Here is a 12,691-nt window from a genome sequence, read left to right as displayed (position 1 = left end):
ATCCAGGGCGGCCAGCCCCCGCGCGACGAGGTGGACTCAGAAGATCCCATCCAGGTCGCCTTCACGGAGGACGAGACCACGCGCGCCGGCCTCTACAACACTGCCCGCGTCGACGTCGTTGACCCCGACCAGTACGACGCCGTCTACCTCGTGGGCGGCCACGGCACGATGTGGGACTTCCCGGACAGCGAAGGCTTGCAGAATCTGGTGGCCAGCGTCTATAACGCCGGCGGCTTGGTCGGCGCGGTCTGCCACGGACCGGCCGGCCTGCTGAACGTGGAATTGAAGAACGGACTTCGCCTCGTCGAGGGCCGGAAGGTGGCCGCCTTCACCAACGACGAGGAGATTGCCGCAGGGAAAGACAAGGTCATCCCGTTCTTCTTGGCCGACCGGCTTGAGGAACAGGGCGCCACCCACGTCTCCGCTGACGTCTTTGAGGAGAAGGTCGTGGTTGACGACCGGCTGGTGACCGGCCAGAACCCGGCCTCGGCCGCCGGCGTGGCCAAGGAGATGGAGAAGCTCTTCGCAGCGGTCATCCATCAGGAAAAGGCCGAGGAACAGCACGACGCGGAGGCACTGCGCGCCGAAAAGGACGCCGAGAAAGACGCCAAGAAGGCTGCCGCAGAAGCGGAGCACTAACACCAAGATCGCACTGAAACTGGCGGCCACCCCGGCAACGGGGTGGCCGCCTCCGGTATGCGGCAACCGCGAACACAAAACAAGGATCAGTAGCCGTACTTGTTGACCACGACCTGCACAATGTTGGTGTCGTCGTCCCGACCGTAGTCACTGATCGTGATGCGTACGTTCCAGCCGTCAATGACTCCAACACCCCGGCAGTCCAGTCCGCCGGCATTGATCTTCTGTTCCCGTACGCATGGCTTGTACTCCTGGGGCGTCAAACCCACCTGCTGAACGTACCGCTCCAGGTCACCCTCCAGGTACTTCCGGTGAGTGTCCCAACGGTATGCGTACTGGGAGCAAGGTCCATCGAGCGGGATGCACAGCGCACTGCCCACCGGATTCTGTGTTCTCAAGGGTTCCCATCCCGGCTCTGGTTGGAGGCGGTCGGCAATCGTCTTGAGCTCAGCGACGATCTGATCGCTCTTCCACGATGACCAGAGGAAGAGTGCGGTGACAAAGGCAACCGTTACTGCCAGCACACCGAGCCATATTTTGCGGCCTCTGCTCATTCTCGTCCCGCTCCCCACGGCGTACCTCTCTGGTTGTGAGACCTGTAGTCCACCCCGCCACCGCGCTGGGCTGGTCCACCGACCGTCTCGCCTTCGCCACCTACCGCCCCGAGCCGGGTGAATGACCGTCCTGCCGAGCGGTGGCCGGCAGCGCCTACGGACCTAACTGGCGCGGCGATAGCGGATGTGCGTGGCCAGCGGTGAGTGGAGCACCTCGGCCGGTTCGCCGCACCAATATTTCCATTCATAAGGAGTTCTATGGGGTTCTAGGGAATACCCTATAACGCCATATAACTCCGTATAAGTGGGGGGGTGAACCTGGTGGAACCCCTACAGCTCCGGCCAGGTGAAAATGGCAGTTTGATTCAGGACCGGTGTGACGGCTGGAATGACCGATGCCACCCCTGCGTCCGGACCAAGACCAGGGAACGCGACATTAGATCCGAAGGACACCTCCTGTCGGGCTACTGTAGATCGTCCGGGACGCCGAACCGCCTTCCAATGAGTACGCGAATGGCCGCGAGTAGAGGCTGATCTTCCAGCGCAATGCCCTCGCCCCCGTAATGCACACCCGTTTCGTCACCCACTGCTTCTATGTCAAAAAGGTTGAGGACCTCGGCCACGCGAACCTGATACTCGGTGGCGATCATTTGGCGAGACACACGAACTGGAATTGTGCTGAGTTTGCGCGCGACCTTAGCAGCGGATTCATTCATGGGCGCACTCTTGCATGGCGTTCCGCCATTGCACAAGGGGGGCGCTTCGGACCTAGTCCGGGAGTATAAGGCGACGTTAGGCTCGCGGGATCTGGGCCCATCCTCCCGCGGCACCCGCCGGCAAAACCCTGTCGGCGCAGGTTCCCATACCGGCGGATCGTCGTGCAAAGACCCGCCAGGCTGCTGGCCGCTTCTTCGCCCGAGAGTGCGCAGTCAATCCACAACATAATGACCGTTAGGTTGTGGGCGTTGATGTCGGGGCGGCCCGGCGTTGAAGCTACCGGTCGACCGGACTCAGAACACGTTCTGAGATGCTTCTCCTCTCGAGCCGGACGGAGGACTGATCTGGAAAGATCTACCAAGTTCTAGGTGGTTCTAGGAAAAACCGTAGAACCACCTAGAACTTGGTAGAACTCGGAATACCTGAAGTTGTCACCCCTAAAAACCCAGGGCTGACAATCTGGGTTCGAGCCCCATGCGCTCGCCTACAGCGGCCGTTGGCCTCCGTCAGCCCAGAATAGGTACACGGTCCGCCTCATAGCCGCGAAGCCCTTGGCTGTCGTGGACCTCTCGGAGATGATGAATGCAGCGCGCTGAGAGGGGCGAGGCAATATCTGATGTGGGTCCGGACGCCCGAGCGTCCAGGATGGAAACCATTCTGCGTATACGGAGGGGAATCCGGGCGGCCCAGCTTCGGATTACCCTGGACGACGTCCAGGGACGTCAGACGCCGGAGGCGGTAGTACGACTTGCACAGCTAAGGCCCCCAAAGCTGCCGTCCCCCTTCGGCACGTTGAGAACGCCGGACGGGAAGCTCCGGAGGGATCCGGAGGCTCGGAGAGAATTGGCTCTACATGTGCGCCGTAACATTCTGGCCGCGCAGTTGAGGGTCGCCCTGGACGCGACGCGGGGCCGGCCTACGCCCGAAGCCGTGAAGCGACTGGCGCAGATGGAGCTTCCATCTCTGAGGTGAGGGATTTTGGCGCCGCCGCCGGGGCAGTCGTCGCACCCCAAGTGCGTGCGTTGGCATCTCGTTGCGGCCACGATTCCTCGAAATTTGCACCAAAAATGCACCACGAAGGCCCCGAGAAATGTAGAAAACCCCCGGTTTCCCGGGGGTTTTCCGTGGCGGTGACGGTGGGATTTGAACCCACGTTGGCTTTTACACCAAACAACATTTCGAGTGTTGCACCTTCGGCCGCTCGGACACGTCACCAACCTGACTAGGGTACCGGAGCAAGGCGCCCATCCACAAAACGGGCTCCAACGGCACCCTCGCAACGCCCTGCCCGCCGACTCGCCGGAACCCGGAACCCTTCCCCGCGAACAGCCCGGGCACTAGATTCGTAAGCACAATGACTACTTCTGAACAGCACGCCACGGCCACCGCCTATTGGACCGTCGGCCCGGAACAAGGCGAGCTCCGCAGCGAGGACCTGCCCGCCCCCGGCCCCGGTGAGGCACTGGTCCGGACCCTGTATTCGGGCATCAGCAAGGGCACCGAGCTGGTGGTCCATCACGCCAGCGTCCCGGAGTGCGTCGCCAACGCGATGGCCGCCCCCAACCAGGAGGGGGATTTCCCCTACCCGGTGAAGTTCGGCTACCTCACCGTGGGCGTGGTCGAGGACGGACCGGAGGGCTGGACCGGTAGGACCGTCTTCTGCCTCTATCCGCACCAGGACCGCTTCATCGTCCCGGTCGAGTCCCTCACCGTGATCCCCGACGGCGTCCCGGCCCGCCGCGCGGTGCTCACCGGCACCGTGGAAACCGCGATCAACGGCCTTTGGGAGGCCGGGCCCCGCCTGGGCGACCGCGTCGCCGTGATTGGGGCCGGACTGGTCGGCGGCATGGTGGCCCGGCTCCTGGCCGGCTTTCCGCTCGCGCGGCTGCAGCTGATCGACGTCGACCCCGCCAAGCGCGCGTTCGCGGACGCCCTCGGCGTCGACTTCAGCCACCCGGATGACGCCCTCCCGGACTGCGACATCGTGATCCACTGCTCCGCGTCCCAGGAAGGCCTGCAACGAAGCCTGCAGCTGGTGGGCGACGACGGCGACATCATCGAAATGTCCTGGTACGCCGACCGGAAAATCTCCCTCCCGCTGGGGGAGGACTTCCATGCCCGCCGCCTGTCCATCCGGGCCAGCCAGGTGGGAATGGTGGCCCGCGCACGGCGGCACCGCCGCACCAACGCCGAGCGTCTCGCGCTCGCCGTGTCCCTGCTGCAGGATCCGGTCTTTGACGTCTTCCTGACCGGCTCCTCGCCGTTCGCGCAGCTCCCCGGCGTCGTCCAGCGGCTCGCCGACGGGACCCTGGACGCCCTCTGCCACGTGATTGAATACCCGCCCACCGAATTCACATCCGCCGACCAGCCCACAGAGTTCAAATCCGCCGACCAGCCCACCGAAGCCACGAGGTAGCCCGTGTTTAGTCTGACCGTCCGCCGCAACTTCATGATCGCCCACAGCCTTCCGCGCGAGGTCTTCGGCCCGGCCCAGGGCCTGCACGGGGCCACCTTCGTCACGGAGGTGACCTTCCGCCGTCGTGAGCTCAATGACGACGCGATCGTGCTGGACATCGGCGCGGCAGGGGACGCGGTGGACGAGATCCTGGACGAGCTGAACTACAAGAACCTCGACGAGCACCCGGACTTCTCCGGCAAGCTGAGCACCACCGAAGCCCTCGCCCGGTACATCGCCGACGCCGTCGCCACCCAGATCCGCGTCGGCAACGACGGGCGCGACCTCGCCGGGCTGGACGTCACCCTGCGCGAGACCCCCGACGCCTGGGCCAGCTACTCGCTGGACTTCGACGCCCGCTAGGCGCCGCAGATGCCGCCGGCCAGCCCTCGTATCCGTCTTGTGGTGCCCGGCAACGTCCGGCACAACTCCGGTGGCAACGTCTACAACGCGGCGCTCGCCCGGGAGTTGACGGCCCTCGGTGCCGCGGTGGAAACCTGCCCGCTCGACGGCGACTGGCCGGGAGGCAGCGCGGGGGACCGGCGGCGCCTGGCCACGCTGCTGCACGCGGGGCCCGACGGCGGCCACGCCTGGGGCGGCGGCCCCGCAACTGCCGGCGCCGCAACTTGGGGCACAGTGACGGTGGTCGACAGCCTCCTCGCCTGCGGTGCGCCCGAGGAGCTGGAAGGGGCCGCTGCGGCGGGGGACCGGGTCTGGATCCTGCTGCACATGCCCCTGCCGGACCACCCGGAGCGCGAACGCAGGGCCCTGCGGGCGGCTGCCGGCGTCATCTGCACAAGCGGTTCGGCCGCGGCGGGCATCCGCGCCCGCCACGGCCTCGACGGCCTCCGGGTGGCCCTGCCCGGGACCGCCCCCGCGCCGCTCGCGGCCGGCAGCCGGTCGGCCGGCGCGCCGCACCTGATCGCCGCGGCGGCCCTGCTGCCGAACAAGGACCAGTCGCTCCTGCTGGACGGGCTCGCCCGGCTCGCGGATGTGCCCTGGACGGCGTCCCTCATCGGCTCTGACACCGCCGATCCGGCCTACGCCGCGCAGCTCCGGACCTCCGTGGAGCGCCTGGGCCTGGCCGGGAGGGTCCGCATCCCGGGCGAGCTGCGGGGCCCGGCACTGGATGCTGAATGGGATGCTGCCGATCTCAGCCTGCTGATTTCCCGGGCCGAAACCTACGGCCTGGTGGTCACCGAATCCCTGGCCAGGGGGATTCCCGTGGTGGTGCGCGAGGGCACCGGAGCCGTCGAGGCGCTCGCCGCCGGCACCCTGCCCGGGCAGCCGGCGGCCTTTCTGCCGCCGGACTGTCCACCCGGCACACCGGTGCCGGGGTTGCCGGGCGCCGCCGTCGGGCTCGGAACGGACCCCGCCCCGCTGGCGGACCTGCTCCGCCGCTGGCTGGACGACCCCGGTCTCAGGGGCCGCTGGCGGGAGGCGGCAGCGGCCGCCCGGGGCCGGTTGCCCGGCTGGGACGCCACTGCCCGGACCGTTCTGGGCTTCCTGTCGACGGAACCGACGGAACCGACGGAGCCCACGGAAACCGCGGAACCCACGGAAACCGCGATAACCGGTGAAACTGGGCCGCCCAGAAACCATCCGGCGCGGGTTGATACGGCTTCTTGATACCGCTGACAGAGAAGCTGTTGGAGAATGAGCCCATGAGCACCCACCCTGTCGCCACGCAATCGCCGTCGGTAGAAAAGCCCGTCAACCTGCCGGAGCCGCAGAGCCTGACCGCGGAGCGGCTCCGGGCATGGTCCTGGCACCGGCAGGGCCTGGATGGCTCGCTGGCCGGCTGCACGGCGGAGCAGGTCCTCGCCCGGGCAGGCTGGGCCCGGTCCGTGGGCGGCGCCAACCCCTACCTCACGCTCTTCGCCCGCGCCGGCATCCGCCGCGAACAAGTGGACGCCGACGTCCTCGCCCACCGGATCCTGGAACTCCCGGTCGCCCGCGGCTGCACCTACGTCCTGGGCCGGGAAGACTTCGCCTGGGCGCTTCAGCTGGGCCGGGACGCGGCCGAGTCCGCGTTCAAGGTGGTCGGCCGGCTCGGCGTGGACCGCGGCGAAATCACGCTGCTGGAAGAGCAGGTGCTGCACACCCTCGCCGAGGCGGAGGGGCCGATGGATCCCCGGCAGCTCAAGGACGAGCTCGGCGATTCAGTGCGGAACCTGGGGGAGGAAGGCAAGAAAAAGGGCGCCACCACCACCCTGCCTACCGCCCTGGGGATCCTGCAGTCGGACGGCCGGATCCGCCGGGTCCCGGCGAACGGGCGACTGGACCAGCAGCGCTACGCCTACCAGCCCTGGGGCCTGCCGCCCAGCGATCTTGACGACGAGGATGCGCGCACCGAGCTGATCCGGCGCTACCTGGGCTGGACCGGCGGAGCCACCTTCAAACAGTCGCAATGGTTCACGGGGTTCACCGTGGCGCAAAGCAAGGCGGCGCTCGCCGCCGTCGGCGCCGTCGAGGTGCCCACCGCCCTGTCCACAGCAATGGCCGGGTCACATGTCACCGGCGGGGACCCGCTGTGGATGCTGCCCGAGGACCTCGGCGGCCTCGCCGCCTTTGAGGAGCCGGCGGGGGAACAGATCCAGCTGCTGGCTGGAACGGATTCCCTGTTCCTGCTGCGCCGCAACGCGGCGGACCTGCTGGCCGAGGAGGACCTGCACAAGCCGGCGCTGGGGTCGCTCGCGCTGCAGGCGGATCTCCCGGACCACCCGATCCTGGACCGCGGCCGGATCATCGGACTCTGGCAATACGATCCGGCCCGGGAACGGATCGTGCCCTGGCTGTTCCACGGCCCCACGCCCGCGGTGACGCAGCGGATCGCCGAGGTGGAAGCCTGGATCCGCGAGGACCTCGGTGATTTCCGGGCCTTCAGCCTGGACTCTCCGGCCTCCCGGCAGAAGCGGATCGATGGGCTCGCGGCTTCCGCTGTAGCCTCAGCGTCACCGGCCGGCGCGTCATCTGCCGGCGGCGCAGGCTAGCCGGAACGGATCAGGCGCGGTGCCCGGCGAAGAAGTCCCGCAGCAGCGCTGCGCACTCCTGCTCACGGACGCCTGCAACCACTTCCACCCAGTGGTTGAGCCGGCGCTCGCGGAGGATGTCGAACACGGAACCCGCGGCGCCGGCCTTCTCGTCCCAGGCACCGAACACCACCCGCGGAATCCTGGCGAGGACGATCGCTCCAGCGCACATCGCGCAGGGTTCCAGCGTCACCACCAGAGTGCAGTCCTCCAGCCGCCAGCCGTCGTCGCCCTTGCCTTCCAGAGCCCGGTGCGCCCGCAACCGCGCGGCGGCCTCCCGGATGGCGACCATCTCGGCGTGGGCCGTCGGGTCCCCGAGGGCCTCACGTTCGTTTCGCCCGGCGCCCAGCACGGAACCGTCCGGTCCGATCACGACGGCGCCGATCGGCACGTCCGCGGTGGCCAGGGCATTCCGGGCCTCCGCCAGGGCAAGGCTCATCCATTGGGCATGGCGGGGCTCAGGGGCAGTCATGGGTCAATGATAGTTTCGACCCTAAGCATGCTGTGCAGCTCGGCTGTGCGGCCCATGTAATTAACGTTGTCAAGTAGTCGGGAGACGGCCGTGACCACCGGAACAGAGAACTGGCTGGCGCACCGCTGGGGCAAATGGGTGGTGCCCTACGCGGCCCTGTGGATCACCATGCTGATCGGCGGCGTGGTGGTGGTGATCCTGGCCCTGGTGAGCGCAGAAGTCTACGACAACGTGGTGGACGACGCCGGCCTCGCGAACCTGGACAAACCGACGCTGGCGTTCATGGAGCAGCTGCGCAACCCCGGCCTCGACGCCTTTATCACCGGGTTCACCAACATCGGCGGCGGCATCGGGATGCCCATCCTGGCAAGCATCCTCACGGCAGTGCTCATCTACACCTCCCGGACCTGGCGGCCGCTGATCCTGATCGGCGGTGCCGCCGCCGTCTCGGTCACGGCCACGTCCCTGGGCAAGAAACTGATCGGCCGAACCCGCCCGGACCATGCCGACGCTGTGCCGCCCTACGAGAACTCGCCGTCCTTCCCGAGCGGCCACACGCTGAACACCACGGTGGTGATCGCACTCGTGGTGTACCTGGCCTGCCTGCAGATCAAGCGGACCAGCGCCAGGATCGGCCTGATCACCGCGGGTGTGGTCTTCATCGTCGCGATGGGCCTCAGCCGGGTCTACCTGGGCCATCACTGGATGACCGACGTGATCATCGGCTGGGTCATCGGGCTGGCCTGGGTGGGGATCGTGATCCTGGCCCACCGGCTCTTCCACGTGCTCCGGCACCGGGAACACGCCGGCGCCGCGCCGACCTTCGACCACCCCGCCCACCTTCATGACGGCACTACACAACCCGATACGAAGGACGCCGATACTCCGGGCACCGCGGGACGGTCCTCAGCATCCGGGTGATAGTTTTGACACATGCGCACTCTCGTTGTGGACCACCCGCTGGTCGCCCATAAGCTCACCGTTCTGCGGGACAAGAACACCCCGTCCCCGGTCTTCCGCCAGCTCACCGAGGAGCTTGTCACCCTCCTGGCGTACGAGGCCACGCGTGATGTCCGCACCGAACCGGTGACCATCGAGACGCCCGTCAGCACCACCGTCGGCACCGCCTTCACCAAGCCGACCCCGCTGGTGGTCCCGATCCTCCGGGCCGGGCTGGGCATGCTCGAGGGCATGACCAAGCTGGTCCCCACGGCCGAGGTCGGCTTCCTGGGCATGGCCCGCGACGAAGAGACCCTGGACATCATCACCTACGCCGAGCGCCTCCCCGAGGACCTCACGGACCGGCAGATCTTCGTCCTCGATCCCATGCTGGCCACCGGCGGGACCCTGCGCGAGGCCATCAAGTTCCTCTTCAAGCGCGGCGCCTCCGACGTCACCTGCATCTGCCTGCTTGCCGCCCCGGAGGGTCTGGCCAAGCTGGAGGAAGAGTTGTCAGAGGCGAACGTGACGATCGTGCTGGCCTCGATCGACGAGAAGCTCAACGAGAAGTCCTACATCGTGCCCGGCCTGGGCGACGCCGGAGACCGCCTGTACGGCATCGCCGGCTAGGAGCGGCGCCGCCGAGGCGCAACACGGAGGATCCCTTCCGCGCCGCCGCGGACCGCGCTAGCCTGTGCGGCATGRATTGGAAACTTGAACTCGTGTTTGTGCCGGTGTCCGATGTGGACCGGGCCAAGGATTTCTACGTCAACAAGGTGGGCTTCAACGCCGACTACGACGAACGGCCCATGGAGGGCCTCCGGTTCGTCCAGCTGACGCCACCGGGCTCCGGCTGCTCGATTGCGATCGGCGAGGGCCTCAACGACGCCCCGCCCGGTACCGCGCCCAGCCTGCAGCTTGTGGTCAGCGACATCCAGGCCGCGCACAAGCAACTCAAGGACAACGGCGTGGACGTCAGCGACGTCGACGTCCAGGACTGGGGGCACTTTGTCCACTTCGCCGACCCCGACGGCAACAAGTGGGCGGTGCAGTACATCCCCCACCGGCCCAACGGCTGATCCCGGTAGGCTCCGCGCGGCCGGCTGACCCGGGGTCATGCGGCAGGATGGAGGCATGAGCTCTCCATCCCGTTCCGGCACCACCACCCTGACTGCCCGCGCCGTCCTGTTCGATATGGACGGCACGCTGGTGGATTCCACCAGCATCGTGGAGCAGGTGTGGACCACGTTTGCGGCCCGCTACGGCCTGGACATCGGCGAGATCCTGCGCTCCTCCCATGGCGTCCAGGCCATGGACACCGTCCGCAGGTTTGCCCCGGCCGGCTCCGACATCCAGGCCCTCGCGGCCGAGCTCGGCCGGATGGAGCTGGCCGAGACCCGGGGCATTGTTCCGGTGCCCGGCGCGCCGGAGCTGCTGGCGAGCCTGCCGCCGGATGCCGTGGCGCTGGTGACGAGCGCGTCACGGGACCTGGCCGGGGTCCGGATGGCAGCCGCGGGGATCGGCGTCCCGGCCGTCTCGGTCACATCGGAGGACGTCATGCGGGGCAAGCCTCACCCTGAGGGATACCTCCGGGCGGCCTCCCTGCTGGGTGTCGCCCCGGCCGATGCGGTGGTGTTCGAGGACGCCCCGGCAGGCATTGCCGCGGGCATCGCCGCCGGCGTCCGGACCGTGGCCGTGGGGCCCAATGCCGGCGAACTGCCGGACGGTGTGCTGCACATTCCCGACTACTCCGGGGTGGCCGTGACCACCCACGTCACCGGCGCCGGCCTGCGCACCCTGTCCTTCACCTTCTAGCCCCCACCTTCTAGCCCCGCCGCCGCCCGGCCCGGACCCGACGGCGTCGCCCGCCTACCCGGCCAGCAGGTACACGCTGGTCCCGCCCACGGTCCGGGCGGTGAAGTTGTCCTGCACCCACGCGGCAATCTGGGCGGCATCGTTGGATCCGCTTTCGCCCTGCATCAGGCGCCCGGCGATGAAGTAGTGGATCTTGCCGTCGGCCACGTATTGCTGGAACTGCGCCAGGGTCGGTGCGGGGTCCGTGCCGTTGAACCCGCCCACGGCCATCACCGGGAGCTGCGTCGCCAGTTGGTAGCTGGCGGCGTTGTTGGATCCGACGACGGCGGCGGCCCAGGTGTAGGTCCCGGCATCTGTCTGCAGCGCGGCCACGAGCGCCGCCGACGGCGTGCTGGCCCCGAGCAGGCCGCCCATTCCGCCCGCCCCTTGTCCGCGGCCTGTCCCAGCGCCTGTGCCTGTGCCAGTGCCGTTCGCCGTCGTGGCACCGCCGAAGCCGCCTCCTGCCGCGCCGCCGAGGGCCGGCGGTATCCCGGCCCCGCCCCGTCCGGACACGGCCGGGCCTGCGCTGACAATCGAGCCGCTGTGGGCCGTGGCCGCGGTGGACAGCGAGTAGGCCAGCGGACCGGCGAGGGCCGCGGCGACGGCGAGCGCCGCCGTCGTCCGCGCCACCGTCCTGGACGCCATCATCCCCGTCCCCTTTACCCCCGGCGCCGCGGCGGCCAGGACCAGGCCGGCGGCGGCGAGCGCGCCCAGGAGCGTCACCCAGCGCAGCCACGGCATGTACGCCGCGGTGCGGACCAGCAGTTCGGCGGCCATGGCCCCGGCCGCCACGATCGCCACGGCGAGGACGGCGGCGGCCACGGGCTGGTTCCGCCGCTGCCAGAGCAGGACGCCGCCGAGCCCGGCGAGCCCGGCGATCCCGGGCGCCAGCGCCACCATGTAGTACGGGTGGATGATCCCGGCCATGAAGCTGAACGTCAGCCCGGTGGCGGCAACCCAGGAACCCCAGATGATCACCGAGGCCCGTACCGGGTCGGTGCGCGGCGCGCGGCGGCCCAGCCAGAGCAGCCCCGCTCCGAGCAGCAGCACCGAGGGCAGCAGCCAGGCGATCTGGCCGCCGAACTCGGTGTTGAAGAGCCGGAACAGCCCGGGCGTGCCCCAGCCGTTGCTGCCGCCCACACTCCCGGTTTCATCCCCGTTCAGCCGGCCCAGGCCGTTGTAGCCCAGGGTCAGTTCCATGATGGAGTTGTTTTGCGAGCCGCCGATGTACGGGCGGTCCGCCGCGGGAATGAGTTCGACGGCGGCCAGCCACCAGCCGGCGGCGACGGCCATCGCCGCGCCCGCACCGAGCAGGTGAAGAATGCGCCTGCCCGCCGCTGCCGGCGCCGCGAGCAGGTAGGCCACGGCGAAGCCGGGGACAACCAGCAGGACCTGCAGCTGCTTGGTGAGGAACCCGAAGCCCAGCAGCACCCCGGCGAACAGCAGCCAGCGCACGCGCGCGTCCTGGATGGAGCGCAAGACGGCGTAGGCGGCCGCGGTCATCAATAACACCAGCAGGGCGTCGGGGTTGTTGAACCGGAACATCAGGACGGCCACCGGTGTCAGGGCCATGACCGCACCGGCGAGGAGCCCCGCGCGGTGGGCCAGGCCGGCGTCGGCCGTGGCGGGGGCCGCGGCCCGGCGGACGGCCAGATAGACCAGCCAGACCGTGCCGACCCCCATGAGCGCCTGCGGCACCAGGACGCTCCAGGAGCTCAGCCCGAAGATCCGCACCGACAGGCCCATCAACCACAGCGACGCCGGCGGCTTGTCCACGGTGATGGCGTTGGCGGCGTCGGAGGAGCCAAAGAACCAGGCCGCCCAATCCTGCGACCCGGCCTGGGCCGCCGCGGAGTAGAACGCGTTTGCCCAGCCGGAGGCGCCGAGGTTCCACAGGTACAGCACGGCCGTGGCCAGCAGCAGCCCCGCCAGTTCCAGCCGCTGCCGCAGGGCCCGGGCGCCAGAGACGGCGCGCGTGCCGCSGTCCGCCGGGGGCTCCAGGCGCCGACGGCGGTCCCGGGCTTGCGGC

Annotated in this window: 13 protein-coding genes and 1 tRNA gene; 9 read left to right on the top strand and 5 right to left on the bottom strand. The window is 68.7% G+C overall.

All coding sequences use genetic code 11. The annotated features are described in order from the left end of the window. Positions 1-639, top strand: a 639-nt coding sequence (locus AC1D1W_RS17390; RefSeq protein WP_476944343.1) for a type 1 glutamine amidotransferase domain-containing protein, incomplete at its 5' end; no start/stop codon positions are given. A gap of 86 nt (positions 640-725) precedes the next feature. Here AC1D1W_RS17390 and AC1D1W_RS17385 read toward each other — a convergent pair. From AC1D1W_RS17385 to AC1D1W_RS17375, 3 genes are all read right to left on the bottom strand, one after another. Continuing rightward, positions 726-1,163: a hypothetical protein gene (locus AC1D1W_RS17385; protein WP_476944342.1), complete on the bottom strand. Its 438-nt coding sequence runs from the start codon at positions 1,161-1,163 to the stop codon at positions 726-728. A 494-nt stretch (positions 1,164-1,657) separates the two neighbouring features. Beyond that, positions 1,658-1,909, bottom strand: a complete 252-nt coding sequence (locus AC1D1W_RS17380; RefSeq protein ID WP_476944341.1) for a hypothetical protein — start codon at positions 1,907-1,909, stop codon at positions 1,658-1,660. 1,126 nt (positions 1,910-3,035) lie between these two features. After that, positions 3,036-3,125: transfer RNA gene (locus tag AC1D1W_RS17375), tRNA-Ser, on the bottom strand. A 139-nt stretch (positions 3,126-3,264) separates the two neighbouring features. On the opposite strand from AC1D1W_RS17375, the gene AC1D1W_RS17370 reads away from it, so the two are divergent. Genes AC1D1W_RS17370 through AC1D1W_RS17355 form a run of 4 tightly spaced genes read left to right on the top strand, consistent with a single transcriptional unit; the run spans position 3,265 to position 7,358 of the window. After that, the gene (locus AC1D1W_RS17370) at positions 3,265-4,326 is read left to right on the top strand and encodes a zinc-dependent alcohol dehydrogenase (protein ID WP_476944340.1); all 1,062 of its coding nucleotides are present in this window, start codon (positions 3,265-3,267) and stop codon (positions 4,324-4,326) included. Positions 4,327-4,329: 3 nt separating this feature from the next. Beyond that, on the top strand, positions 4,330-4,728 hold the full coding sequence (locus tag AC1D1W_RS17365; RefSeq protein WP_459383830.1) for a 6-pyruvoyl trahydropterin synthase family protein: 399 nt from the start codon (positions 4,330-4,332) through the stop codon (positions 4,726-4,728). Between the two features lie 9 nt (positions 4,729-4,737). Beyond that, entirely contained in the window at positions 4,738-5,994 is a 1,257-nt protein-coding gene (locus tag AC1D1W_RS17360) for a glycosyltransferase family 4 protein (protein WP_476944339.1), read from the top strand. 35 nt (positions 5,995-6,029) lie between these two features. Next, positions 6,030-7,358 (top strand): DNA glycosylase AlkZ-like family protein, encoded by a 1,329-nt coding sequence (locus AC1D1W_RS17355; protein WP_476944338.1) that lies wholly within the window; start codon positions 6,030-6,032, stop codon positions 7,356-7,358. 10 nt (positions 7,359-7,368) lie between these two features. Here AC1D1W_RS17355 and AC1D1W_RS17350 read toward each other — a convergent pair whose 3' ends face one another. Beyond that, complete coding sequence (locus tag AC1D1W_RS17350) at positions 7,369-7,869, bottom strand: nucleoside deaminase (protein ID WP_028277768.1); 501 nt, start codon at positions 7,867-7,869, stop codon at positions 7,369-7,371. 90 nt (positions 7,870-7,959) lie between these two features. On the opposite strand from AC1D1W_RS17350, the gene AC1D1W_RS17345 reads away from it, so the two are divergent. The 4 genes from AC1D1W_RS17345 to AC1D1W_RS17330 all read left to right on the top strand — a co-directional run bounded on the left by AC1D1W_RS17345 (position 7,960) and on the right by AC1D1W_RS17330 (position 10,623). Further along, a complete protein-coding gene (locus AC1D1W_RS17345; protein WP_243182176.1) occupies positions 7,960-8,790 on the top strand; it encodes a phosphatase PAP2 family protein in 831 nt (276 codons plus the stop codon). 12 nt (positions 8,791-8,802) lie between these two features. Beyond that, complete coding sequence (gene upp, locus AC1D1W_RS17340) at positions 8,803-9,438, top strand: uracil phosphoribosyltransferase (protein ID WP_018774274.1); 636 nt, start codon at positions 8,803-8,805, stop codon at positions 9,436-9,438. A gap of 71 nt (positions 9,439-9,509) precedes the next feature. Further along, entirely contained in the window at positions 9,510-9,887 is a 378-nt protein-coding gene (locus AC1D1W_RS17335) for a glyoxalase superfamily protein (protein WP_476944337.1), read from the top strand. Positions 9,888-9,942: 55 nt separating this feature from the next. Continuing rightward, a complete protein-coding gene (locus AC1D1W_RS17330; RefSeq protein ID WP_476870975.1) occupies positions 9,943-10,623 on the top strand; it encodes an HAD-IA family hydrolase in 681 nt (226 codons plus the stop codon). Positions 10,624-10,677: 54 nt separating this feature from the next. Here AC1D1W_RS17330 and AC1D1W_RS17325 read toward each other — a convergent pair. Next, positions 10,678-12,691, bottom strand: a 2,014-nt coding sequence (locus AC1D1W_RS17325) for an ArnT family glycosyltransferase (RefSeq protein ID WP_476944336.1), incomplete at its 5' end; no start/stop codon positions are given.

Source organism: Arthrobacter sp. P1_B4 (genome assembly GCF_056406555.1).
Note: the sequence above shows the minus strand (reverse complement) of the source record. Positions and strands in the feature narration are given on the sequence as shown.